General features: G+C 67.8%; 23 protein-coding genes. 8 read left to right on the top strand and 15 right to left on the bottom strand.

Features of this window, described 5'->3' with window-relative positions:
* Positions 1–93: 93 nt before the first annotated feature.
* From DXV50_RS09965 to yhbY, 3 genes are all read left to right on the top strand, one after another.
* The gene (locus DXV50_RS09965; protein WP_269801612.1) at positions 94–216 is read left to right on the top strand and encodes a hypothetical protein; all 123 of its coding nucleotides are present in this window, start codon (positions 94–96) and stop codon (positions 214–216) included.
* Positions 217–302: 86 nt separating this feature from the next.
* Entirely contained in the window at positions 303–971 is a 669-nt protein-coding gene (locus DXV50_RS06410) for a class I SAM-dependent methyltransferase (protein ID WP_232817479.1), read from the top strand.
* Between the two features lie 135 nt (positions 972–1106).
* Positions 1107–1406, top strand: a complete 300-nt coding sequence (gene yhbY / locus DXV50_RS06405; protein WP_117205426.1) for a ribosome assembly RNA-binding protein YhbY — start codon at positions 1107–1109, stop codon at positions 1404–1406.
* Positions 1407–1413: 7 nt separating this feature from the next.
* On the opposite strand, the gene DXV50_RS06400 is transcribed toward yhbY, so the two are convergent.
* Positions 1414–1710 (bottom strand): hypothetical protein, encoded by a 297-nt coding sequence (locus tag DXV50_RS06400; RefSeq protein WP_117205425.1) that lies wholly within the window; start codon positions 1708–1710, stop codon positions 1414–1416.
* 81 nt (positions 1711–1791) lie between these two features.
* Here DXV50_RS06400 and rlmH point away from each other — a divergent pair, with 81 nt between their 5' ends.
* A complete protein-coding gene (gene rlmH, locus DXV50_RS06395; protein WP_117205424.1) occupies positions 1792–2262 on the top strand; it encodes a 23S rRNA (pseudouridine(1915)-N(3))-methyltransferase RlmH in 471 nt (156 codons plus the stop codon).
* A gap of 124 nt (positions 2263–2386) precedes the next feature.
* Here the strand turns inward: rlmH and pflB are convergent, their stop codons facing one another.
* The 7 genes from pflB to DXV50_RS06360 all read right to left on the bottom strand — a co-directional run bounded on the left by pflB (position 2387) and on the right by DXV50_RS06360 (position 11133).
* A complete protein-coding gene (gene pflB / locus DXV50_RS06390; protein ID WP_117205423.1) occupies positions 2387–4657 on the bottom strand; it encodes a formate C-acetyltransferase in 2271 nt (756 codons plus the stop codon).
* Between the two features lie 128 nt (positions 4658–4785).
* The gene (pflA, locus tag DXV50_RS06385; RefSeq protein ID WP_117205422.1) at positions 4786–5523 is read right to left on the bottom strand and encodes a pyruvate formate-lyase-activating protein; all 738 of its coding nucleotides are present in this window, start codon (positions 5521–5523) and stop codon (positions 4786–4788) included.
* Between the two features lie 161 nt (positions 5524–5684).
* On the bottom strand, positions 5685–6419 hold the full coding sequence (locus tag DXV50_RS06380) for a Crp/Fnr family transcriptional regulator (RefSeq protein ID WP_117205421.1): 735 nt from the start codon (positions 6417–6419) through the stop codon (positions 5685–5687).
* 91 nt (positions 6420–6510) lie between these two features.
* Positions 6511–7641 (bottom strand): GTP-binding protein, encoded by a 1131-nt coding sequence (locus DXV50_RS06375; protein ID WP_117205420.1) that lies wholly within the window; start codon positions 7639–7641, stop codon positions 6511–6513.
* Positions 7642–7805: 164 nt separating this feature from the next.
* Positions 7806–8999: an ABC transporter permease gene (locus tag DXV50_RS06370; protein WP_117205419.1), complete on the bottom strand. Its 1194-nt coding sequence runs from the start codon at positions 8997–8999 to the stop codon at positions 7806–7808.
* On the bottom strand, positions 8986–10179 hold the full coding sequence (locus DXV50_RS06365; RefSeq protein ID WP_117205418.1) for an ABC transporter permease: 1194 nt from the start codon (positions 10177–10179) through the stop codon (positions 8986–8988). Before DXV50_RS06365 ends, DXV50_RS06370 begins: the two co-directional genes overlap by 14 nt.
* Positions 10180–10188: 9 nt before the next feature.
* On the bottom strand, positions 10189–11133 hold the full coding sequence (locus DXV50_RS06360) for an ABC transporter ATP-binding protein (protein ID WP_117205417.1): 945 nt from the start codon (positions 11131–11133) through the stop codon (positions 10189–10191).
* A gap of 153 nt (positions 11134–11286) precedes the next feature.
* Between DXV50_RS06360 and DXV50_RS06355 the strand changes: the two genes are divergently transcribed.
* Positions 11287–12471, top strand: coding sequence for a sensor histidine kinase (locus DXV50_RS06355; protein WP_117205416.1), 1185 nt, complete (start codon positions 11287–11289; stop codon positions 12469–12471).
* Positions 12468–13097, top strand: a complete 630-nt coding sequence (locus DXV50_RS06350) for a response regulator (RefSeq protein WP_117205415.1) — start codon at positions 12468–12470, stop codon at positions 13095–13097. Before DXV50_RS06355 ends, DXV50_RS06350 begins: the two co-directional genes overlap by 4 nt.
* 256 nt (positions 13098–13353) lie before the next feature.
* On the opposite strand, the gene DXV50_RS06345 is transcribed toward DXV50_RS06350, so the two are convergent.
* The 3 genes from DXV50_RS06345 to DXV50_RS06335 form a co-directional block, all read right to left on the bottom strand.
* Positions 13354–14733 carry an aldehyde dehydrogenase gene (locus tag DXV50_RS06345; protein WP_117205414.1) on the bottom strand — a complete coding sequence of 460 codons (1380 nt, stop codon included), beginning with the start codon at positions 14731–14733 and terminating at the stop codon, positions 13354–13356.
* Between the two features lie 92 nt (positions 14734–14825).
* Entirely contained in the window at positions 14826–16058 is a 1233-nt protein-coding gene (locus tag DXV50_RS06340; protein ID WP_117205413.1) for an iron-containing alcohol dehydrogenase, read from the bottom strand.
* 219 nt (positions 16059–16277) lie between these two features.
* On the bottom strand, positions 16278–17354 hold the full coding sequence (locus tag DXV50_RS06335) for a carcinine hydrolase/isopenicillin-N N-acyltransferase family protein (protein WP_117205412.1): 1077 nt from the start codon (positions 17352–17354) through the stop codon (positions 16278–16280).
* 137 nt (positions 17355–17491) lie between these two features.
* On the opposite strand from DXV50_RS06335, the gene DXV50_RS06330 reads away from it, so the two are divergent.
* The gene (locus DXV50_RS06330; protein ID WP_117205411.1) at positions 17492–18550 is read left to right on the top strand and encodes a helix-turn-helix transcriptional regulator; all 1059 of its coding nucleotides are present in this window, start codon (positions 17492–17494) and stop codon (positions 18548–18550) included.
* A gap of 106 nt (positions 18551–18656) precedes the next feature.
* On the top strand, positions 18657–20666 hold the full coding sequence (locus DXV50_RS06325; protein WP_232817478.1) for an elongation factor G: 2010 nt from the start codon (positions 18657–18659) through the stop codon (positions 20664–20666).
* Positions 20667–20729: 63 nt separating this feature from the next.
* Here the strand turns inward: DXV50_RS06325 and DXV50_RS06320 are convergent, their stop codons facing one another.
* From DXV50_RS06320 to DXV50_RS06305, 4 genes are all read right to left on the bottom strand, one after another.
* On the bottom strand, positions 20730–21314 hold the full coding sequence (locus DXV50_RS06320) for a tRNA (cytidine(34)-2'-O)-methyltransferase (protein ID WP_117205409.1): 585 nt from the start codon (positions 21312–21314) through the stop codon (positions 20730–20732).
* Between the two features lie 410 nt (positions 21315–21724).
* Positions 21725–22414 (bottom strand): alpha/beta hydrolase-fold protein, encoded by a 690-nt coding sequence (locus DXV50_RS06315; protein ID WP_117205408.1) that lies wholly within the window; start codon positions 22412–22414, stop codon positions 21725–21727.
* A gap of 5 nt (positions 22415–22419) precedes the next feature.
* Positions 22420–22866, bottom strand: coding sequence for an HD domain-containing protein (locus DXV50_RS06310; RefSeq protein WP_117205407.1), 447 nt, complete (start codon positions 22864–22866; stop codon positions 22420–22422).
* Positions 22863–23690, bottom strand: a complete 828-nt coding sequence (locus tag DXV50_RS06305) for a putative ABC transporter permease (protein WP_117205406.1) — start codon at positions 23688–23690, stop codon at positions 22863–22865. The genes DXV50_RS06310 and DXV50_RS06305 overlap by 4 nt, the downstream gene beginning before the upstream one ends.
* Positions 23691–23699 lie beyond the last annotated feature (9 nt).

Genomic DNA, 23699 nt, shown 5'->3' with positions numbered 1-23699 from the left:
AGGGGTTGCCTTGGAGCGCGCTTCAAGGGTGATGATACGTGTGAATTATATTGTTGGCGGGCCTGCCAATGACCCGCAAGATGGGAGAAGATCATGAGCAAGTCATTCGTCGCGGCGCTTGAGCCATCTGCCCCCGGTGCGACTTTTGCTGCCGGCGACGTTCTGAACGGTGTCTCTGACGCAAAGCTGGAGGCCTTCGTCAGGGCAAGCGCGTAAGGTCGCCCGGACGTCCCCCGGTCGCATCTGGTCGTATACACTTCTGCAGAGACTTTGGCGCACGAGGAAACGACAGGGGGACGTACGTGGCAGATTCGCTTGGCGAGGGGGACGCTTCCGTCCGGCTTGTCCGTGACGAGAGGGGCCTGGCCCTGGAGGGAGATGGCATGGAGCTCCGCGGGGACTTCTCGCGCATGCTGCCCCGCCTGCGCCAGGGGCGCTTGCAGCAGGAGCTCCTGGTCAAGGCGGCGCGCATCAAGGGCGCCGAGGCCCCCACGGCGGTCGACTGCACGGCCGGCCTGGGCGAGGACTCTCTGCTCCTCGCGGCGGCGGGCTTCACCGTCACGCTCTTCGAGCGGGACCAGACCATAGCGGCCCTTCTAGCCGACGCGCTGGAGCGCGCCGCGGCAGACCCGCGCCTGGCCGAGGCGGTCGGCCGGATGACGCTCGTGGCGGATGACAGCATTACCGGCCTCGCCACGCTGCCGGAGCCCCCCGACGTGGTCTACCTGGACCCGATGTTTCCCGCGCGCACCAAGAGCGCCGCGGTGAAGAAGAAGTTCCAGCTCCTCCACCATCTCGAGCAGCCATGCGAGGAGGAAGAGGCCCTCGTGGCGGCGGCCCTGGCGGCCCAGCCGCGCAAGGTGGTCATCAAACGGCCAGCAAAGGGAGGCCTTCTGGCCGGGATGAAGCCAAGCTACAGCGTGGGCGGCAAGGCCGTGCGCTACGACGTTCTGGTGCCGCCCCGGCCATAGCAAAAGATGTGTGATTGTGCGGCAGCAGGGGCGCCGTTACGCGCTTCTATCCCTCAAGCTGCGCAAATGCGCTAATGTAAGCAGGTTGAATGCAGCGCCCCCGTCCGCGGGGCAATAGACGAAAGCAGGAACCCCATGGCCCTCACCGGTCGTCAGATCCGCCAGCTCCGTAGCCTGGCCCACCACCTCGAGCCCGTCATCACCGTCGGCAAGCAGGGCGTTGCCCCTGCCGTCGTCGACCAGGCCAACGCCGCCCTCGAGGCCCACGAGCTTATCAAGTGCTCTGCCCTGGAGAACTCCGGTCTCTCCGCCCGCGAGGCCGCCGACCAGCTGGCCGAGCTCACGCGCTCCGAGGTCGTCCAGGTCATCGGCCGCCGTTTCTCTCTCTATCGCGAGACCTCCCGCGAGGGCGTCGAGAAGATCCAGCTGGACTAGCCCGGCCCTATCCCTTGTGTGTGAGGTGCCAGCCGCCGCAGTAGGGGCACTGGTAGCAGTGCAGGTCACGGCTGCCGTGTCGCCTGCAGTCGCGGATGGCCGCCTCGGCCTCGGTGCGGCTCGCGTAGCGCTTCTTGCGTTCGCAAGCCTTGTGGCGCAGGTGGGCCTCGTGGTCGGCCGCCGTGCGCTCGCGCTGTGCCGCAGCGGAGGCAAAGGCGTCGTCCAGGCTGTGGGAGCCCTGACCCAGTCCGGCCTCAAAGGCCGCCCGCTGCCGCTCCCGCGCCGATTGTTTTCTGCTGCCCACGCGCTTCTCCCCACGTCCGAACGTACTCCCATCTGAGGGTATACCAACCGGGCCCGCCAGATACGGCCCCGAGGAGGCGTCGTGAACTACACCATAGTTGCCGTCGGAAAGCTCAAGGAGCGCTTCTGGAAGGACGCCTGTGCGGAGTACGTCAAGCGCCTGGGCGCCTATGGCAAGGTCAGGGTCGTGGAGGTGCCTGACGTGGACCCGGCCCGGGCCGGCGGCGTCGAGGGCTCGCGCGCCCGCGAGGGGCAGGGCATCCTTGCGGCCGTTCCCGCCCGCTCGCACGTCATCCTGCTTGCCATAGAGGGCAGGGAGCGCTCGAGCGAGGACTTCTCGCGCCGTCTTGACCAGCTTGCCCTGGGCGGCCAGAGCGACGTCACCTTTGTCATTGGCGGCTCGGACGGCGTCTGCGACGAGGTGCGCGCCCGCGCGAATGAGACCCTCTCGTTCGGGCCCATAACCTTGCCGCACAACCTGGCCCGCGTGGTGCTGCTGGAGCAGGTCTACCGCGCCTGCAAGATCTCCCGCGGCGAGAAGTACCACAAGTAGGCGGGGCGTTTCAGTCCCCGCTTCCAACGCCCCGCAAGTGCAAAAGGCCCCCGCAGCCGTCTGGCTGCGGGGGCCTCGTCATGCCGGGTGACCGGGCGCCTATGCGGTGGGCAGGCGGCGCTGGCTACATGCTCGTGTGGCAGGTACGGGCGATGACGTCGAGCTGCTGCTCGCGCGTGAGGTCGATGAACTTCACGGCGTAGCCTGAGACGCGGATGGTGAAGTTGGCGTACTCGGGCTTCTCGGGGTGCTCCATGGCGTCCTTGAGCTTCTCGACGCCGAAGACGTTGACGTTGAGGTGGTGGGCGCCATTGGCGAAGTAGCCGTCGAGGACGTTGACGAGGTTGTTGGTGCGCTGCTCGTCATCGTTGCCCAGGGCAGACGGGTTGATGGTCTGCGTGTTGGAGATGCCGTCCAGGGCGTACTCGTAGGGGAGCTTGGCCACGGAGTTGAGGGAGGCCAGAAGTCCGCTCTGCTCGGCGCCGTAGGCGGGGTTGGCGCCGGGGGCAAACGGGGTGAACGCCTTGCGGCCGTCGGGGGTGCCGCCGGTTGCCTTGCCGTACACCACGTTGGAGGTGATGGTGAGGATGGAGGTGGTGGGCTCGGAATCGCGGTAGGTGTGGTGCTTGGCAATCTTGGCCATGAAGTTCTTCAGCAGCCAGACGGCGATGTCGTCAACGCGGTCGTCATCGTTGCCGTACTTGGGGAAGTCGCCCTCGACCTCGTAGTCGACGACGATGCCCTGCTCGTCGCGGATGGTCTTCACCTTGGCGTACTTCATGGCGGAGATGGAGTCCACGACGTGGGAGAAGCCGGCGATGCCCGTGGCGAAGGTGCGGCGCACGTTGGTGTCGATGAGGGCCATCTCGGCGGCCTCGTAGTAGTACTTGTCGTGCATGTACTGGATGAGGTTCAGGATGTTGACGTAGAGCTCGGCCAGCCAGTCCATCATCATGTCGAACTTGTGCATGACCTCGTCGTAGTCAAGGTACTCGGAGGTGATGGGGGCGTACTCGGGGCCAACCTGCATGTGGTTGCCCTGCTTGTCCATGAACTTCTCGTCCTTGCCGCCGTTGATGGCGTAGTTCAGGCACTTGGCGAGGTTGGCGCGGGCGCCGAAGAACTGCATCTCCTTGCCGGTCTCGGTGGCGGACACGCAGCAGCAGATGCTGTAGTCGTCACCCCAGACGGGACGCATGACGTCGTCGTTCTCGTACTGGATGGAGGAGGTGGTGACGGAGATCTTGGCGGCGTACTTGCGGAAGGCCTCCGGCAGGCGCTTGCTGTAGAGAACGGTCAGGTTGGGCTCGGGGGCCGGACCCATGTTCTCCAGGGTGTGCAGGAAGCGGAAGTCGTTCTTGGTCACGAGGCTGCGGCCGTCCTGGCCGAGGCCAGCCACCTCAAGCGTGGCCCACACGGGGTCGCCGGAGAAGAGGGCCTGGTAGGAGGGGATACGAGCGAACTTGACCATGCGGAGCTTGAGCACCAGGTGGTCGATGAGCTCCTGGGCCTCGGCCTCGGTGATCTTGCCGGCCTCGAGGTCGCGCTGGATGTAGATGTCCAGGAAGGTGGAGACGCGGCCCACGGACATGGCGGCGCCGTTCTGGGTCTTGATGGCGGCGAGGTAGCCGAAGTAGAGCCACTGGACGGCCTCGGCGGCGTTGGTGGCCGGCTTGGAGATGTCGTAGCCGTAGATCTCGGCCATCTTCTTCATGCCCTGCAGGGCGCGGATCTGCTCGGTGATCTCCTCGCGCTGACGGATGACGGCGTCGGTCATGGTGCGGTCACCGCAGTTGGCCAGGTCCTCCTTCTTGCCGGCGATGAGGCGGTCGATGCCGTAGAGGGCAACGCGGCGGTAGTCGCCGACGATGCGGCCGCGGCCGTAGGTGTCGGGCAGGCCGGTGATGACGTGGGAGTGGCGGGCGGCGCGCATCTCGGGGGTGTACGCGTCAAAGACGCCCTGGTTGTGGGTCTTGTGGTACTCGTTGAAGATCTTGTCGAACTTGTCGTTCACGTGGAAGCCGTAGTTCTCGGCCGCCTGCTGGGCCATCTTAATGCCGCCGTAGGGCATGAAGGCGCGCTTCAGGGGCTTGTCGGTCTGCAGGCCGACGACCTTCTCGAGCTCCTTGGTGTCCTCGCCGATGTAGCCGGGGCCGTAGGCGGTCAGGCCGCTGACGACCTCGGTCTCGCACTCCAGCACGCCGTTGTGGGCGCGCTCCTCGGCCTGGAGCTCCTGGACCTTGCCCCACAGGGTGTCGGTGGCGTCGGTCGGGCCGGCGAGGAAGGAGTCGTCACCCGTGTACTCGGTGTAGTTGCGCTGGATGAAGTCGCGGACGTTGATGTCGTCCACCCAGTGGCCACCCGTAAAGCCGTTCCACTCTTCGCGAAGCTGCATGTGCCATGCCTCCTTTTTCTGGCGCCGGGCCTGAGCCGGGCCGCGGCGCGCCAATGACCAAACGTTGAATCAAAAAACAAACGGCGAGAAGTTCACGCCGGTAGAGCCGTTGTTGCCGGTGGTGCTGGCTAGGCTTGCTGGAACTCACCCCTTAAGATCTTGGTGGCGTGCTCCACGCGCTCTGGCGCAGGGGGGTCCACATCCTTCAGGGTGTAGGGAATGCCCAGCTCGTCCCATTTGAAGACGCCCAGCGTGTGGTAGGGGAGAACCTCCACGCGCTCGATGGTCTTGAGCTGGGCTATGAACTCTCGGGTGCGGTAGAGGTACTCGTCCACATCCGTGATTTCCGGAACAAGGACGTGACGGATCCACATGGGCTCGCCAATCTCGCTCATGTAGCGAAGGCAGTCCAGGATGTTGGCGTTGTCGCGTCCGGTGAGGTCCTTGTGCTTCTCCGGGTCAATGTGCTTGATGTCTGCGAGGACGAGGTCGCAGACGTCCATGAGCTGGTTGAACTTGGAGAAGAACGGCTCCTCGCGCGTGAAGGGCGCAAGGGAGCTGTCAAGGCAGGTGTTGATCCCGCGCGCCTTCGCGCGGGTAAAGAGGTCGAGCAAAAAGTCGATCTGAAGGAGGGCCTCTCCGCCAGAGACGGTGATGCCTCCCTCGGGGCCCCAGTAGCTCCGATAGCGCTCGGCCTGGTCAAGAAGGGCGTCTGCGTCCATCATGGTGCCGCCCTCGCCTGCCCAGGTGTCCGGGTTGTGGCAATAGCGGCAGCGCATGGGGCAGCCCTTGAGGAAGATGAGGAAGCGAACGCCAGGGCCGTCAGCCGAGCCGAAGGACTCCGTTGAGTGAACCAGACCCTGCATCCCGCGTTCCTCCTGCGCCTTGCGTTGACGTTACGCTGTGTTAATGAAACACAGGGGGAATCTAATCCGACAGTCGACTGCGTTCCTTGATTGGAATCAAGTAACTCAGAAATCCACGATGTTTTTCTCACCGGGGTCAAAGGGGACGGGGAGAAGGGCGCCTACTCGGCGGCAACGGCCTCCAGGCCGGCGCGGTCCACCACCAGCAAACGGCCGCGGCCGGGACGCTCCACCAGGCCCTCGCGGACGAACTGCGCGATGTTGCGGCTCACGGTCTCCGGGCGCAGGCCCACGGAGTTGGCGATGTCCTCGAGCTTGAGGTGGATCTCTGGCCCCACGCAGCGGCCGTCTCGTGCGAGCAGGTACTCCGCCAGGCGGCGCCTTGGGTCGCGGATGCCCAGCATCATGATCTTCTCCTCCGCGTCGTCCAGCTCGGTGCAGACCATGCGGATGAGGCCCAGCGCCACGTCGGGGTGGTTGGCGAGAAGCGCCTCGAAGTCCGCGCGGTGGATGCGGCAGAGCTCCACGCGCGTGAGGCAGGCCACGGAGTAGCGGTAGGTGTGGTCGGCCAGGAACATGCCGTGCCAGAGGGCCTGGCCGTCGTGCAGGACGTCCAGCACGTACTCCTTGCCGTCGAGGCTCGTGCGGAAGGTCTTGATGCGCCCGGAGCGCACCACCACGATGGACTCGATGGGGTCTCCCTCGTGGACGATGATGCTGCCGGCCGGGTGTGTGGAGTGGCGGGAGCAGGACAGGAGCTCGCGCTTGGCGGAGGCGGGGAGGTCGGCAAAGAGGCGGATGTTGTCCATGCAGGAGCTGCCCGCGCGGCTGAAGGCGCAGTCGTGCCCCGACGGTGCGCACACGCGCGCGTCCTCGCGCCTCGAGATCTCTGCCATGGGCCTCTCCCCTCGCTCAAAAGGGGCGTCCCGGCCACGGCGAGAAGGACTCTCTCGTCCCGTGCCGGGGCGCCCTGGCAAGCCTATTGTGCTACGCGCGCTTCCAGGTGGTCAGGAGCTCGTCGAGCTTTGCGGCGACGGCGTCCTTGTCCATGTGGCGGCCGATGATGCACAGTTTGGTCTCGCGGTCGCCCACCTCGGGGTCCCACTGGTCCATGATCTCGGGCGTCTCGGCCAGAATCTGGCGCTTCTCCTCCTCGGGGGCGGAGTCCACGAAGAGGCCGTTCTCGGTCAGGCGCATCTGGTGGCCGGCCTGCTCGAAGAGGTAGCACATGTCGGGGTTGAGGTCGCTCCAGAGCACGCCCTTGGCGCGGACCACGCAGTCGGGCCAGTGGTTCTCGACAAAGTTCTGGAAGGCGGCCTGGTCAAAGGGCTGGCGGCGGTGGTAGACAAAGGTCTGGATGTCGTACTCCAGCACCTCCGGGTCGTCGTGCTCCTCGGGGTGCTCCATGGCCTCGATCCAGGCGGCGGAGTTGTAGGCCTTCATGAAGTCAAAGCGGCCGGTGTCCAGGACCTCCCTGAGGTCGACGTTGCCCTGGGTGGCCTCGACGACGACGGCGTCCTTCTGCAGGCTGCGGACGATGGCCTTGAGCTCGGCGAGCTGCTCGGGCGTGACGGTGTCGACCTTGTTGAGCACCAGCGTGGAGCAGAACTCGATCTGAGAGATGAGAAGCGCCTCGATGTCGTCCTCGTCGATGTCCTCGGCCAGCAGGTCGCGGCCGCCATGGAACTCGTCGTACATGCGGGCGCAGTCCACCACGGCGACGATGTTGTCCAGCGCGAGCTTGGGGGCGCCGCCGACCTTCTCCTCGTCGCAGAAGGCCGAGATGGTGTAGGCGATGGGCACGGGCTCGCAGATGCCAGAGGCCTCGATGATGATGTAGTCGAAGTTGCCGGACTCCGCGATGCCGGAGAGCTGGTTGGCAAGGTCGTCGGCCAGGGTGCAGCAGATGCAGCCGTTGGTGAGCGGAATGAGGTTGTCGGTTGCGGACAGGCCGCCGTCCTTGATGAGGCTGGCGTCGACGTTGACCTCGCCGATGTCGTTGACGATGACGGCCGCGCGGATGCCGCCGTCGTTGGAGAGGATGTGGTTAAGCAGCGTGGTCTTGCCGGCGCCGAGGTAGCCGGTGAGCATCACGATCTTGACTGGCTTGTTGGCCATGGGGCCTCCTTTGCTGGAGTTGGTTAACAGCAGAAGGGTACCCCAAATCCGAGGCGCTTCTCGCCAGCCGTTGCCTTGCCGCGGTTTGCATGTGAACGTGGCCGGTGATGTGGCGCGGACGGACCACAAACGCATGCAAACCGCGGGGCGCGCGGCGAGAAGGACTAGGCGTGGCGGGCGCGGGACAGGGCCAGGCCCAGGGCGGCTATGGCCACGGCAAAGAGGGTGGCCACGCCGATGTCGGTACCAACGCGGGCCAGGTCAGAGGCGGTGAGGGCGCCGGTGCCTAGCAGCGTGGTCACGGCGTCCGAGACCCAGTACGTGGGCACGAAGTGGGCCACCGTGCACACCTCCTCGCCCATGAGGGAAAGCGGCACCCAGGCCCCTCCCAGGAAGGTGAGCACCATGCCGCCGATGTTGCCCGCCGCGTTGAGGCCCTGCTCGCGAAGGCCTAGGCGCGAGAGCGCGAACGCTAGCGAGAGCGGGGTGAGCGAGATGGCGAGCTGGGCCACCAGCAGCAGGGCGAGGTTGGCCGCGGGCACGTCGGAAAGCTCGTCGGCAAAGACCGCCAGGCCAAGGACGCTCGTCCAGGCCCAGGCGCCCAGGGCAAGCACCAGGCAGCCGCCCAGAAGCGACGCGTCAAGGCGCGCCGGCGAGACGGGCGCGCAGCCCTGGCGGCGCCTGACCTCGCTCTCCGAGAAGACGGAGAGCACCAGACCCACGGTCACCACGACGCTGCTCATGATGGGGTAGGCCGAGAAGTTGAAGTACGTGGTGGCGCCGGCGGCGGTGCGGGCGTCGCCCGCGTCCGCGCTCGTCAGCGTGGCGACGTCGGCCCGCTGGCCCATGGCCTGCGTGGCGAGCTCGCCCACGACGCTCGCGCCCGCGTCCGGCTCGAGGGCAGCCGCGCTGCCGGCAAGCGACGCCCACTGGCTGGCCTCCTGCGCGGCCAGCACGCCGGTCTGGACGTCCGTGCCGTAGGTGGCCTGGACGTTTGGGAGGTCGTCCCCGGCACGCGCCGCGTCGAGAAGTTCCTGGCCAAAGCCCTGGGGGAGCACGAGTACGCAGTCGACGAGGCTGCGCGCCAGGGCGTCCTGGACCTCCTGCGTGCCGTCCGTCTCCACAAGGTCAAAGCGGCCGCCCGCCCAGGAGGCAAACGCGCGGGAGAGATCGGAGCCGTCCTCGTCCACCACGGCGACGCTCGCGCGGACGGGCTCGTAGGAGCTGGGGGCGGCGGCTGCCTGGTCTGCCACGAGGCGTCCCACGAGCACGCCCATGAGGCTCACTATGGCGAGGTAGCTGACGAGGTAGACGGGGTGGCGCCACGCGACGCGCAGGGCGCTCCTAAAGGTGCTCATGGCTGCTCCTTACGGTCAGTGCCGCCACGACGCCCATCAGGGCGACCGAGGCCGCCACGCACGCGGCGGCGCGCAGGGCAAACGGCGCGAGGGAGTCGTAGTAGTAGAGGGCGTAGAACTGGTCGGTGATGAGACGCGCGGGGTTCACCCAGACCGAGGGCGGCCAGGCCTGGGCCAGGGAGTCGGAGAGCTGCATGGCTCCCTCGCCATAGAGGCCCGCGAAGAGCGAGGCCAGGCAGGAGAGCGCGGTCACCATGCCGGCGCGGGACTTTGCCCCGCCGCGCAGGGGAGCAGCTCCGATGGCGGCGCCGATGGCCGTGGCCAGTAGCGACGAGGTGGCAAGCCCCAGCAGGCACAGCGCGTCTCGCCCGCCGAAGTCTATGCGGGCCACCAGGCGCATGAAGGCAAAGGCGAGGCTCAGGCCCAGCATGGAGACGGCCCAGCTGCCCAGTAGCGCCCCCAGGAGCATGCGCATGCGGCCGGTTCCGCTGGCGCAGAGCCTGGCGCCGAGGCCGCCCTCGCTGGGCTGTAGCTGCGTCACGGCAATGACCGCGCTCTGGGCGGCCATGAGGGCCGCCATGCCCAGGAGGGCGTAGTAATAGCGCACGGTCTCGTCAGGCGTGCCGTGGGTGAGCCGGACGCGCTCGATGCCAGAGGAGAGACCCAGGGCGCGCGCGAGCGCGGCGGGGTCTGACAGGGCGGACGGGTCCTTCTGGGCAATGGCCTTGACCAGGGTCTCGTTTCTTACGTAGGAGCTGGTCACGGCGTCCAGGATGGAGCGGTCCGCCTCAAAGGCGCTGCTGGCGAGGCCGCCGGCGGCGCCCTGCGCCAGCGCGAGCGAGGGCGTGCCCGCGGCATCCACCGCAAGGTAGCCCATGGCCTGGCCCGCCTCTACCATGCCCCGCGCCTCGTCGGTGCTTGCGGCCTCCGTGACGTCCAGAAGCGCCTCGCCGGCCGAGCGGCCCGAGAGGGCGTCGACCACCTGCGAGAACGAGGAGCCGTGCCAGTTGGAGTCCGTCACCACGACCACGGGCACCGGGTCAGGCACGCCGTCGGTGGAGAGGCCCGAGAACATGAAGAGGAAGATCGTGCAGAGGATGACCGGGAAGGCAAAGACCCACACGAGCATGCCCGGCAGCCTGAGCTGCGTGCGCAGCGTGTTGAGAAACGTCGTCAGCATGAGGGCTCCCTACTCCTGGTCGCGCAGCTCGCGGCCGGTGATCTCTAGGAAGACGTCGTTCAGGGTGGGAGGCTCGGACCAGACGCGGCCTATGGCGGCGCCCGCCGAGCGCAGCGCGTCAAGGACGTCCACCAGGTTGTGCGGGCTTGCCTCGCAGGAGCAGACGAGCTGCCCGGTGACCAGCTCCGCCGTGAGGACGTGCGGCAGCGCGCGGATGTCCTCCAGCACCGCGGGGGCGAGGTCTCCCACCTCCACAGTGACCTTCTCGCCCATGCTGATCATGCGCTTGAGCTCGTCGACGGTGCCCTGGGCGAGGGTCCGGCCGCCGTCCATGATCATGACGCGGGAGCAGATCTGCTCGACCTCTTCCATGTAATGGCTGGTGTAGACCACCGTGGCGCCCTCGTCGCGCAGGCGGCAGATGCCGTCCAGGATGGCGTTTCTGCTCTGGGGGTCAACGGCCACCGTGGGCTCGTCGAAGAAGATGAGCTCGGGGCGGTGGGCGATGCCACAGGCAATGTTCAGGCGCCGGGCCAGGCCGCCGGAGAGCTTCTGCGGGCGGAAGCGGCAGAAGTCCTGCAGGCCCACGAACTCCACGGCCTCGTCCACCAGCTGGCGGCGACGGGCGCGGTCGGGCTCGTAGAGGCTGCAGAAGTAGTCTATGTTCTCGCGGACGGTGAGCTCCTCGAAGACGGCCACCTGCTGGGGAACGACGCCGATGCGGCGCTTGAGGTCGTAGCGGCCGGGGGCCATGTCCTGGCCAAAGAGGCGAACGCTGCCCTTGTCGTAGGGAAGCAGCTGCAGCATGCAGTTGATGGACGTGGTCTTGCCCGAGCCGTTGGGGCCCAGCAGGCCAAAGATCTCTCCCTGGGCGATGCGCAGGTCAAAGTGGTCGAGCGCGACCAACTCCCCGTAGCGCTTGACGAGGTTCTTGACTGAGACGATGTCTGCCATGGTGTCCTCCGGGGGACGGTAGCTTGCGTTGGCACCATCATGGCCGCGACCGGCGGGCCTGCCCAGTGACGTATGTCACGAGTCGCGCCGGGGCGCCGCTAGGTCGTGACATACGTCACTGGCGGCGCGGGGCTCGAGCCGTACAATCGGCCCATGAGCAGATTGCTGGACAAGACCATCGTGCTTCTGATCTGCCTCGCGCTGCTGGTGCGAGGCCCGGTCGACGCCGCCCTGGTCTCGTGGCTGTGCGTGGCCGTGACGCTCTCGAGCCTGGGCGAGGTGGTGCCGGAGCGCATGCGCCCCTTCCTGGCGTTGGCACTTTTGACCTGCGGCGCGTTTGTCTCTGGGGCAGGGGCGTACCTGCCCCTGGCGGCCTACGACGTCACGCGCCCCTGGGAGGGCTCCCGGGGTCGGTGGCGGCGGGCACCGTCCGTGGCGGCGGGTGCGCTTCTGGTCTGCGTCTGCGTGGCCGGGGGCGCTGCCACGGCGCCGCTTCGCCTTCTGTGCTGCGGCGTGGCCTGCCTGCTCTCGGTCCGTGCGACCCAGGCGGAGCGGGCGGCCGCGTCCAACCGCCAGACCAGGGACAATCTGCAGGGCCGCGCGTTGGAGCTTGCCGCCAAGAACCGCGACCTCATGGACCGCCAGGAGTACGAGGTCGAGCTTGCCACCCTTGCCGAGCGGGCGCGCATTGCCCGGGAGATCCACGACAACGTGGGCCACCTCCTCACGCGCGCGACGCTGCAGGTGGAGGCCCTGCGCGTGGTGCACGCCGACGAGCCGCGCGTCCAGGCCGACTTTGCCGACGTGGGGGCCACGCTGGGCGAGGCCCTGGACACCGTGAGGGCGAGCGTCCACGCGCTGCGGGACGACTCCGTCGACCTCAGCGTGCAGATGCGCAAGGTGGTGGCCGACGTGACGGCCGCCGCGCCCCTTGCGGTCGAGCTCGACGTGCGCTGCGACCGCGTGCCGCCAAACGCCTGCTCCTGCCTGCTGGCGGTCACGCGCGAGGCACTCTCCAACGTGCTGCGGCATGCCGCGGCCGAGCGCGTGGTGCTGAGGTGCGTGGAGCACCCGGGCTTCTTCCAGCTCGAGGTGACCGATGACGGCGCGGCGAGAAGCGCGGGCGGCACGGTGGCGGGCGACGCGGCGACGGGCGGCACGGTGGCGGGCGATGCGGCGACGGGCGACGCGGCGGCTTCGACGGGCATGGGCCTGGCCTCCATGGGCGAGCGCGTCGAGGCGCTGGGCGGGACCCTCCGGGCCGGTCCCTGCGCGGACGGCGGCTGGAGGGTCTTTGCCACGGTGCCCAAGGGCGGCGTCGGGAGGGGAGCGGCATGAGAATCGCAATCATCGACGACGACCGTCTGGTCTGTGACTCGCTCGGAATCATCCTGGGCGCACAGGAGGACATCGAGGTCGTCGGGTGTGGCTGCAACGGAGATGACGCGGTGCGGCTGACCCGCGAGGCGGCTCCCGACGTGCTGCTCATGGACATTCAGATGCCCGGGCGAGACGGGCTTTCCGCCGCGCGGGAGATTCTGGGCGAGGGCGGCCGGACGCGCGTGGTCTTTCTCACCACGTTCTCTGACGACGAGTACATCGTGGGCGCGCTCAGGCTGGGCGCGAGCGGCTACCTCATCAAGCAGGACGTGGCCGCCATCGCGCCGGCGCTGCGCGAGGTCATGGCCGGCAGGCGCGTGCTCGAGGGCCGCGCCATGGAGGACGTGAACTTCTCCGGCGGGGACGACGTGGCGGCGCGTCCTTCTCGCCCGGCGGCCTTTGCGTGCCTCACCGAGCGCGAGTACGAGGTGGCCGAGCTCATAGCCCAGGGCCTGGACAACAGGGAGATCGCGGCGGCCGCCTACATGGGCGAGGGCACGGTCCGCAACCACATCAGCTCCATCCTGGCCAAGCTCGGCCTGCGCAACCGCACCCAGATCGCCATAGCCTACCTGCGCGGGTAGGGTGCCCTTTCTCGTCGCTCCCTAGCGGAGAAACGCGCGTCCCTTTGTCTCACGCGCAGATTTGCCTTCCGCTGGAAGCGGGTTCTGCGCGGGGCGCCTGGGAGGGGCCTTGCCGCTCAAAATGACGCTCCACTGGAAGGCCCTTCTCTGCGAAAGAAGGCGAGCGAGGGGCGCCGCGCACGAATGTCTTCCAGTGGATGCCATATCTGAGCGGCGATAAGGCCTAGGCGCGGCGGACGGGCCGGCGGGCGCGTCTCTAGCGGAGAAACGCGCGGACGAGCTTTGACTTCCAGCTGGAGTAGGGCTGGTAGCGCAGGGGGACGTCGACGAAGGTGGCCTTCCTGAGGATGCTCTTCTCGTGCGTGAAGGTCTCGAAGCTCTTGCGACCGTGGTAGCTGCCCATGCCCGAGGCGCCCATGCCGCCAAAGCCCATGTGGCTGGTGGCCAGGTGCATGATGGTGTCGTTGACGCAGCCGCCGCCAAAGGGCACTTCGCGCATCGCGCGCCGCTGGGTGGCGCGGTCCTGGCTGAAGAGGTAGAGCGCGAGCGGCGTCGGGCGGCTGCGCACCAGGTCGATGGCCTCGTCAAGGGTGTCGAAGGCCATGACGGGCAGGACGGGGCCAAAGATCTCCTCGCCCATGACGGCGTCCTGCGGCGTGACGCCGTCCATGATGGTGGGCTCGATCTTGAGGGCCTTCTCGTCCACGGCCCCGCCGAGCACCACGCGGGCGGGGTCGATGAGCCCGCGCACGCGGTCAAAGTGCTTGCGGTTGATCATCTTGCCGTAGGCGGGGTTCTCGAGCGGGCGTACTCCGTACTGCCGCGCGACCTCGGCGGTCAGGAGGCGCAGCAGCTCGTCCTTCACGCGACGGTCCACCAGCAGGTAGTCCGGGGCCACACAAGTCTGGCCCACGTTCAGCCACTTGCCAAAGGCGATGCGAGCCGCCGCCACGCGCAGGTTTGCCGTGGCGTCCACGATGCAGGGGCTCTTGCCGCCCAGCTCGAGCGTCACCGGCGTGAGGTTGGCGGCTGCGCGCTCCATGACGAGCCTGCCCACGGCCACGCTGCCGGTGAAGAAGACGTAGTCCCAGCGCTGGTCGAGAAGGGCGGCGTTCTCGGCGCGGCCGCCCTCGACCACGCTCACGAGCTCGGGGCGGAAGGCATCCTCGCAGATGGCGCGCAGGACGGCGGAGCTTGCCGGCGCGTAGGCGCTCGGCTTCACCACGACGGTGTTGCCGGCGGCAAGGGCTCCGGCCAGGGGCTCCAGCGTGAGGAGGAAGGGGTAGTTCCAGGGCGCCATGACCAGGGTCACGCCGTAGGGCACGCGGACGGTCCTGCTCGAGGCCACGGCGTTGGCGAGGTCCGTGGCGTGGCGGCGCGGCCGCATCCAGCGTGCCACGTGCGAGAGCTGGTGGCGAATCTCAGACAGCGAGAGGCCGATCTCGCACATGTAGGACTCGTCGCGTGACTTGCCGAGGTCTGCCGCAAGGGCGGCGACGATGTCGTCCTCGTGGGCGCGTACGGCGTCGAGCAGCGCCCGGAGCGCCTGCTGGCGTGCCTCCAACGGCAGCGTGGCATTGCTGCGGAAGTGCTCCCTCTGCCGCTCAACGATGCCTGCGACCTGCTCTTCGTTCACGTTTCTCTCCTGACCTGACAATGGTGACAATGGGGACGCCCTTGTTTACCTGGTAAAGGGGACGCTCTTGGCGACGCCTCCGGGCCGGCGGCCTATGCGCTTCTCGCCGGCTGGGGCTCGCTGGCTGGCCCCGCGACCACATGGTACATGCGCTCGAGCTGGTCTTTGTCCCACAGGGCCGGAACGGGGTAGAGGGGATTGGCCTCGGCGTCGGCGTGAGCGGCCATGAGCGGGATGTCCTCTTCGCGAATGCACCGCAGGTGGCAGGGTATGCCAAGTGCCTCGTTCATGCACTCGACCCAGGCAATGAAGGCTTCGGCCGCCAATGCGTCTGGCTCGGTCTGGGCGCAGACGCCCGCGGCGCGTGCGAGCTCGGCTAGGCGGGGCGCGGCGGCATCGCCGTAGGCGCGCAGGACGTGCGGCAAGATAACCGCGTTGGCCAGGCCGTGGGGCGTGCCGTACTGACCGCCTAGGCTGTGGGCGATGGCGTGGACGTAGCCCACGTACGATTGCGTGAACGCGACGCCGGCCTTGTAGGCGGCCTCCATCATTGCGGTGCGGGCCCGCTCGTCGCCGCCGTTGCGATAGGCGTCGAGGAGGTTGTCGTGCACGAGGCGCACGGCCTGCGTTGCCATGCGACGGGTGTGGCGCGTGGTGCTGCGGCCGATGTAGGCCTCGACGGCGTGCGTGAGCGCGTCCATACCGGTCTGGCCCGTGATCGCGGGTGGCAGGCCGCGCGTGAGCCGCCAGTCGTGGACGGCGTAGCGCGGGATGAGCGCAAAGTCGTTGATGGGGTACTTGTAGTGGCTCTTCTCGTCGGTGATGACGGCGGCCAGCGTGACCTCCGAGCCCGTGCCGGCGGTGGTGGGGACGGCCACGAGCGGCGGCAGGGCGCGGTGGACGCGCAACAGGCCGCGCATCTTCTGGATGGGCTTTGCGGGCTGGGCAATGCGCGCGCCCACGCCCTTGGCACAGTCCATGGCCGAGCCGCCGCCAAAGCCGATGATGGCCCCGCAGCCGCGCTCGCGGTAGAGGGCTGCGGCCTGCTCGACGTTGGCGATGGTGGGGTTGGCCACGGTCCTGTCGTAGACCTCGCAGGCGATTCCCGCCGCGGCGAGCGCGTCCTCGAGGCCGTGCGTGAGGCCGAGCCGTGCCACTCCCGGGTCCGTCACCAACAGCGCCGTCGTGACGCCGTGCTTGGCGAGAAGCTCGGGGACCTTCTCGACGGTGTCTGCGACCTGGGGCTCAAAGTAGGGCAGGACGGGTAGGGCGATTCTGAAGGCGGTCTGGTACGCGCGGCACCAGGCGCGGCGGGCGAGCCTCATGGGGATGGTCCTCTCAATTGTTGACTAGGCAACATCTGCGAGCGGCATTCTAGCCAGTTCACGTTGACGAGTCAACAACACAAATTGGGGACGTGTTCGTTTTTGCGCAAAAGGGGGACAGGTTCGTCTCGCCGTTCTCGGCGCCCGCTGGCGGGCGGGGCGGGCGAACCTGTCCCAACTTTGCGCAAACTTGAACACGTCCCCAATTTGAGGGGAGGACTAGAGCTGGAAGTGGGTGACGTCGGACCAGTGGCGGCGCAGGGCGATGTCGGCGGTGAGGCCGGTGTTGCTGTAGACCACGGACCACTGGGTGTTGCTCGTCACATCCTGGGGGTTGGGGTCCTGCGAGGAGGCGCGCAGGGCCTCCCAGGCGGCGTCCACATTGTCGTCGGCGTGCGCGTCCAGCACGGCCTCGACGGCCTCCCAGCGCTCCTTGCCGTGGCCGTAGATGCCGTTCTTCTGGTTGGGCAGAACCTCGTCGGCGTACAGGGCAAAGAAGTTGGTGATGGCGCGCATGGGCGTGGCCTTGAGCGGGCGGTCGGGGCTGGCGGGGTCGTACTCGATGACACGGCCGTCCCCGGAGGCGTCGGTGACGTAGAAGTGGTAGTCGCGCCCCGAGCTGGCGAACATGTCGTAGCCCTCCAGCAGGCTCACGGCCTCCTCGGTGGTGGCCGCGTGGTCGAGCACCAGGCGGATGGCCAGCGTGGTGGCGATGGTCTGCTTGCCCGTGCTCTGGTGCGTGGGCTCGGTGTCGAGCGTGAGCACGGCTATGGAGACGCCCTTCTCGTTAACGCCGTCCAGGCAGATGAAGGGGGCCGTGAGGCACGCGAGGCGGCTCTTGACGCTGGCGTCGGGCACGTCGGCGCCCACGTTGTTGAGGGCCGCGAAGCCGATGGAGCGGTAGCCGTCTGCGGGCGAGCAGCGCACCAGCAGGGCGGAGGTGTCTCGCTTGAAGTCGTAGTTGCGGCCCATGAGGGTGCCGTCGGAGCCCTGGGCCGTGAAGGCGGTGCAGCCAAAGTCTGGCGCCTTCATGCTCACGGGAAGAAGCGGCAGCGACTCTTTGAGGACGGCGTCTATGAGAGACTGGTTGTCGGTGATGCCCGAGTCGATGATGTGCTGCGTGCTGTAATCGTACGCAACGTCCATTGAATAAAGGTTGTAACCGTCGTCGTAGTTTGTGAGCTGTTGGATGGAGCTTACTGTCTTGATGCGGCTGGCGTAGAGGGCGCCGGCTCCCGCGCATGCGGCGAGAACGACGACGAGGATGCCAAGGGCAATGCGCCTTGCCAGTTTCATGGGTCCTCCTGACCTCGCGTGTGTCCTTCTGTCCATGGTGAAGAAGAGGGAGGGGGAGCAACAGTGCCGTTTTGGCTTAAAATTGACCAAATCCGGGCCTTGCTCCGACGGCCCACACAGCGAGAAGGGCGGCGGGCATGCAGGATGGCGTTGCCGAGGGCCATGTGCCCATGCCCCTCATGTGCTCGTGCTTTGCACCGGGAGGGCTGGCCGGTGCCCTGGAGGCCGTTGCCGCAGCCGACGCTGACGAGGGCCAGGTGGCCCGGGCCGAGGCGGCCTACTTCTGCGGCCGGCCCGAGGAGGCCGTGGCCCTGGCCGGCCCCTACCTTGCGTCCGCGGACCCGGCGCTCAGGCTTTCGGCATGCTTCATCTGCGGATACGCCAATCTCTCGCTCAACCGCATCGCCAACGCTCGCCGGTGCCTGGAGGGAATCGTGCGCCCCACCGCGGTGGGGAGCGCGGGCGACGTGGAGGCCGCCGCCGTGGCCGCCCCCGCCGTCGAGAACCGCGCCACGCAGGCGGCCCACATGCTCTTTGCCTCCGCCGCGAGCGTCCTTCTCCACCTGTCCAGCCCCTACGCGGCGGAGGACTTCTACCCGCTGGCGGCCTCGCTGCCCGAGGGCCTGCGCCTCTTTGCGAGCTACGTGCTGGCCCACGCTCGCTACCTGGCCGGCGAGTACGGTCAGTGCGTGGGGATAGCCGAGAACGCCCTGGCCATGAGGCAGGGGAGCTACCCCGTCTCGGAGCTCTTCCTGCACCTGGTGGCCGCCATGGGCTACATGAGCCTCAGAGACGTGGCCCGTGCCCGGGCGCACTTCGAGGCAGGCTGGGCGCTGGCGGAGCCCGACGGCCTCATCGAGGAGGTCGGCGAGCACCACGGGCTTCTCCAGGGCCTTGTGGAGACGTGCCTCAAGGCCGAGCACCCGGAGGACTTTGCGCGGGTGATAGAGATCACCTACCGCTTTAGCTATGGCTGGCGGCGCATCCACAACCCCGACTCTGGTGAGGACGTGGCGGACGACCTCACCACCACGGAGTTCTCCATGGCCATGCTGGCGTGCCGTGGCTGGAGCAACGACGAGATCGCGCGCCACCTGGGCGTCTCTCGCGGAACGGTGAAGAACCGCCTCTCGAGCGCCTATGCCAAGCTGGGCATCTCCAGTCGCGCCGAGCTGGCCGCGCACATGCTCCGCTAGGCATGGCGGCCCCGTGCCTGGCGGCCCGTGCCGTGGAACGAACCTGTCCCGACTTTGCGCAAAAATGAACACGTCCCCAATTTGCGAACGCGACGGGAAGAGGAACGTGAAACAGGCAGTCATCGGCATATACGCGCACGTCGACGCGGGCAAGACCACGCTTGCGGAGGCCATGCTCTACGACGCGGGGCGCATCCGACGCCTCGGCCGCGTCGACCGTGGGGACTCCCACCTGGACACCGACGCCATGGAGCGAGACCGCGGCATCACCATCTTTGCGGCCCAGGCCGAGCTCGAGCACGCCGGAGCCCGCCTCACGCTGGTGGACGCGCCGGGCCACGTGGACTTTGGCGCCGAGGCCGAGCGGACCCTCGCGGCCCTTGACTACGCGATCCTCGTGGTTGCCGCAAACGACGGCGTGCAGGGCCACACCCGCACCCTCTGGCGCCTGCTCGAGCGCCATGGCGTCCCAACCTTCGTCTTCGTGAACAAGGTCGACCTTCTCCCCGACGCAGGCAGTGCCGGCGAGAAGGACGTGCTGCTCGCAGAGCTGTGCCGTCGGCTCTCGGAGGGGTGCGTGGACGCCGTCGCGCTCGGGGACCCCGCAGGTCAGGAGGCTGCCGCAACCAGTGACGAGGCGGCGCTCGACGAGTACCTGGAGGCGGGCCGCCTTGCCCCGGCAACCATTCGCCGCCTGGTCTCCGGGCGGCGCGTCTTTCCCTGCTTCTTTGGCTCCGCCCTCAGAAACGAGGGCGTCGCCGAGCTGCTTGACGGCGTTGCGGACCTGGTGGGGGAGTGCTCGTGGCCGTCCGAGTTTGCCGCGCGCGTGTATCGCGTGACGCGCTCCGACCGCGGCGAGCGCCTGGCCTGGCTCAAGGTAACGGGCGGCGAGCTGCGCGCAAAGCAGCAGGTGAGCGGCGTCTCCTGCGGCAGTCCCTGGTCCGAGAAGGTCAACGAGGCCCGCATCTACTCCGGTGCGCGCTTCGAGCCGGTGGCCCTTGTCGCCGCGGGCCGCACCTGCGCCGTCACGGGGCTCACGCGCGTGAGGCCCGGAGACGTCCTGGGGGCGGAGCCTGTCGGCGCCCGGCCTACGCTCGCGCCCGTGCTCACCTATGGCGTGCTGTCTGGAGGCGCGGACGTTCATGCCGTCTACCAAGCGCTTTGTCAGCTTTCCGAGGAAGACCCCATGCTGGGCGTCTCCTGGGACGAGCGGCTGCAGCAGATCGGCCTCTCGCTCATGGGGTCGGTGCAGCTCGAGGTGGTCCGCGAGCTCCTGCGCGAGCGCTATGGGCTTGACGTGGGCTTTGATCCCGGAAAGATCCTCTACAAGGAGACGATAAGCGCGTCTGTCATGGGAATCGGCCACTTTGAGCCGCTGCGGCACTACGCCGAGGCCCACCTGCGCCTTGATCCGGGCCCGCGCGGCAGCGGCGTGGTCTTTGGCTCCGAGTGCTCCGAGGACGAGCTGGACCGCAACTGGCAGCGGCTCATTCTGACCAACGCGATGGAGCGCGACCACCTGGGCGTGCTCACGGGCGCACCGCTCACCGACGTGCGGATCACGCTGTGCGCCGGGCGGGCCCATCCCAAGCACACCGAGGGAGGGGACTTCCGGCAGGCAACGTATCGGGCCGTGCGACAGGGACTCATGGAGGCGGGAGCGCGGGGCGAGTGCGTGCTGCTTGAGCCGTGGTATGCCTTTGAGCTGGAGGTTCCCGCGGACAAGGTGGGACGTGCGATGGCAGACCTCACGCGCATGGGCGCGAGCTTTGGCGCGCCGGAGATGGAAGGCGACGAGGCCTGCCTCGCGGGTAAGGTTCCCGCCTCTGAGCTGGGGGAATACGCGCTGGAGGTCATGGCGTACACCGGAGGGGAGGGGCGGCTCTCACTTGAGCTTGCGGGCTACGAGCCATGTCACGACGCCGACCGCGTGGTGGCCGAGGCCGCCTACGACCCCTGCGCCGACCTGGCCAACACCCCCGACTCCGTCTTCTGCTCCCATGGCGCGGGCTACACCGTGAAGTGGGACGAGGTTCCCACGCATGCCCACGTGGAGGACGATCCCACCCGCCTCCGTCCATGGCGAGCCGCCGACGCGACGTTCTTCTCGTCCTAGCCCCGCAAATTGGGGACGTGTTCAAATTCGCGCAAAAACGAACACGTCCCCAATTTGCGAGGGTCACATGCCGGGGAAGCCGGTCTGGCGAAGGGCCTCGTAGAGGACGATGGCCGCGGCGTTGGAGAGGTTGAGGGCGCTGATTCGGTAGTCGTCGGGGTTGACGAAGTTGCCGCAGATGTCCTGCCGGAGGATGGGGTGATTGGCGGGCGCGGCGTCGGATGTCTCCCAGGCGTCGGCGTCCTTGAGGGCCCGCTCGTCCGTCAGCATGGGAATGCGCTCGCAGCGGTCGGGTGCCTGGGCCAGCAGCTCCTCGGGAATGCCGGTGCTCTCCTTGCCAAAGACGAGGAAGTCGCCGTCGGCGTATGCGGACTCGGCGTAGGTGCGGCGGGCCTTCTTGGTAAGCAGGTGCAGGCGGGCGTCGTCGGGTGCAAGCTCGTTGCGGGCCAGGAAGTCATTCCACCCCTGGTAGACCGTGACGTCAAGGCTCCTCCAATAGCCCAGGCCGGCGCGGTGGAGCATGTGGTCGTCGAGGGAGAACCCGAGGGGCGCCACGAGGTGAAGCCTTGTACCCGTGACCACGCAGGTCCGGCCGATGTTTCCCGTGTTTGCCGGGATCTCGGGTTCAAAGAGCACGATGTTGAGCATGCGAGGCCTTTCGCGTCTGGGCTTGCGGACCTTTGGGGCGGGTTTTAGTTAACGTGCAGCGCCTAACGCCTCCAAAGGATGGTAGCGAATGGGATGGGCTGCACAGAAGTCCCCTTCGTGTGAGTGATTTGCCCTCGCTTGTGCAGAAGTGGCCTTCGTGCGAGCCCGTTTCTGGTGGATGGCCGCCAGATCGGCTTGTTCTATGCATTTTAAAGCGGGCGACAGCTTATCTACCTGCTGGCTTCAAAATGGCGTATTCATTCATTAATTGATATCTCTGCAAACTCGCGAAAACGGACTCGCACGAAGGCCACTTCTGCGCAGCGCCTCCAGAATTCCTCACACGAAGGTCACTTCTGCGCACCAGGGCCCGCAGGAGCCTTCCGCGGGAGCCCCGCATACCAGCCGGCCTAGTCCAGAATCCACCGGATTCCGCGGGCCATGCGCAGGTCGGGGTCCTGGAAGTGGTTGCCGGGGTTGAGCTCGAAGGTGCACTCGACACCGTGGGAGCAAAGAAGGTCCCGCGTCTGCTCCGTAGCCGTGCGAACGTTGCGCATTAGTCTGTTGGGCGTCTTGTGCTCCTTGCTCCCCAGCGAGAGATATGCGCGCTCGGGCCAGGCGGCGGGCTCCTGACCCTGCGCAAAGCCGAGCCAGCCCTCATACCATAGGGAACCCGACGCGCTCGCCACGCGCAAGAACACGCCGGTCTGCCACGTGCTCCACAGGGCAAAGAGCCCCGCGAGCGAGTAGCCGGCAATACCTCGCCAGGCCACGCCCAGGCCCGCGCCCGCAAGCTCGGCCTCGGCGGCGGGAAGCACCTCGTCCAGAAGCTCGGCCAGAAACGCCGGCGCCCCGCCCTCGTAGGCGGACTCTCGCCTGGTCGCCGGCTCCGCCGCCCAGGGCGTCATGTCGCGCTCCCATGCCACCCCACCAATGCTGACCAGCGAAAACGCCGGGCATTCCAGCTCCTGGCAGCGCCTCCACACCTCGGAGCCATCGCCGCGAAACACCGGCATGACCACCAGCGGCACCTGCCCGCGCACCCCCTCGGGGGCCCGCACCACGACGCTCCTTGCGCCCAGCCCAATCCTCTTCTCCATGCGCCTCACCTCATGAGCAGCGTCTCTGCCAGCGAGCACCACTTGTCTGCCACGCACACCAGCGCGGCCTCGCGGCTCCGGGGGACGCGCGTCGGCGGCAGCGGCCACATGTGGCTTGCGATGACGTTCTCCTCCAGGGGAGAGAGGTCAAAGTCCTCGCGGGCGTTCCTGAGCGCAAAGACCGGGTGCTGCGTGGCGTGTCCCACGTGTCCGGGTTCGTGCCAGTCGTACAGGAAGTAATCGTGGAGAAGTGCGGCCCGCACCAGCTCCCGCTCGCTTACGCGCAGCCGCAGCGCCCGCGCCATGGCGAGGCTCGCATGCGCAACGCGCACGCAGTGCTCCCACGTGCTCACTTGCCCGTGCTGCACGCACTCTCGCATGAGCGGCACGCGCCCAGCGCCGGCGACCTCGGCCACCAGCCGCGAGAAGCGCTCCTCGTCCGTGGGGCTCACCTGCGCCCCCTCCCTAGCACGATGCCGTCGAGCGCATCGGTCAGGCGACGCGCGGCCGCGCCCATGCGGTCGGTCCGGAAGCGCCTTGCGTTGTGGAGGACGTGCTGCTGGCGCGCGGAGAGGTGCCCGGCCACCTCGCGAAGCCGCTCGGCGTACTCTGCGCCGCCCTCGCGCAGGCGGTCCGCACGCTCCGAGCCCTCCTCGCGCAGGCGCTCCGCCCCGGAGCGGATCTGCGCCGGGACGGTCTCCACGGCGGCCTGCATGCGCTGGTCAAACTCCGCCTGGACGCCCTCGACCACGGCCAGCACCTCGGTGAGCGTGCAGACCGTGAGCGTGGTGTCCGCGGCAAGCACGGCCGTAAGGGCCAGTGCGGCCAGCTCAAACGCCAGCGGCGGCACCGCGGCCACCACCTGCCGCGCCAGCGGCAGGGCCACGTAGACCACGCCGAGGCCGCACAGGCCAAAGAGCGCCGCGGCGGGAACGCAGACGCGTCCCCGCAGGTTGAGCGGCATGTCGGAGTAGTCCCACCAGACGGTGCCAAACAGCCGCTCGAGGACCACGGAGGTCACCCACTCTATGCAGCTCGCACCCGCGGCGCAGGCCAGGAACACCACCCACCAGGGAAGCCGCACCGCCGCGGCGCCCGGCCCGCCAAAGACCAGGATGGCCGCCACCGCCCCGGCGCCGTAGATGGGGCAGACCGGCCCGAACAAAAACCCGCGATTGCACCAGCGCTTCTCCACAAGGGAGCAGTACGTGGACTCAAACACCCAGCCCAGGAGGCCAAAGAAGGCAAAGCACACCACAATCTGGCTCGCTATCACGGGGCCTCC

Origin of the sequence: Paratractidigestivibacter faecalis (assembly GCF_003416765.1) — a bacterium.
Classification (GTDB): Bacteria; Actinomycetota; Coriobacteriia; order Coriobacteriales; family Atopobiaceae; genus Paratractidigestivibacter; species Paratractidigestivibacter faecalis.
This window is presented reverse-complemented; position numbering and strand designations above follow the sequence as displayed.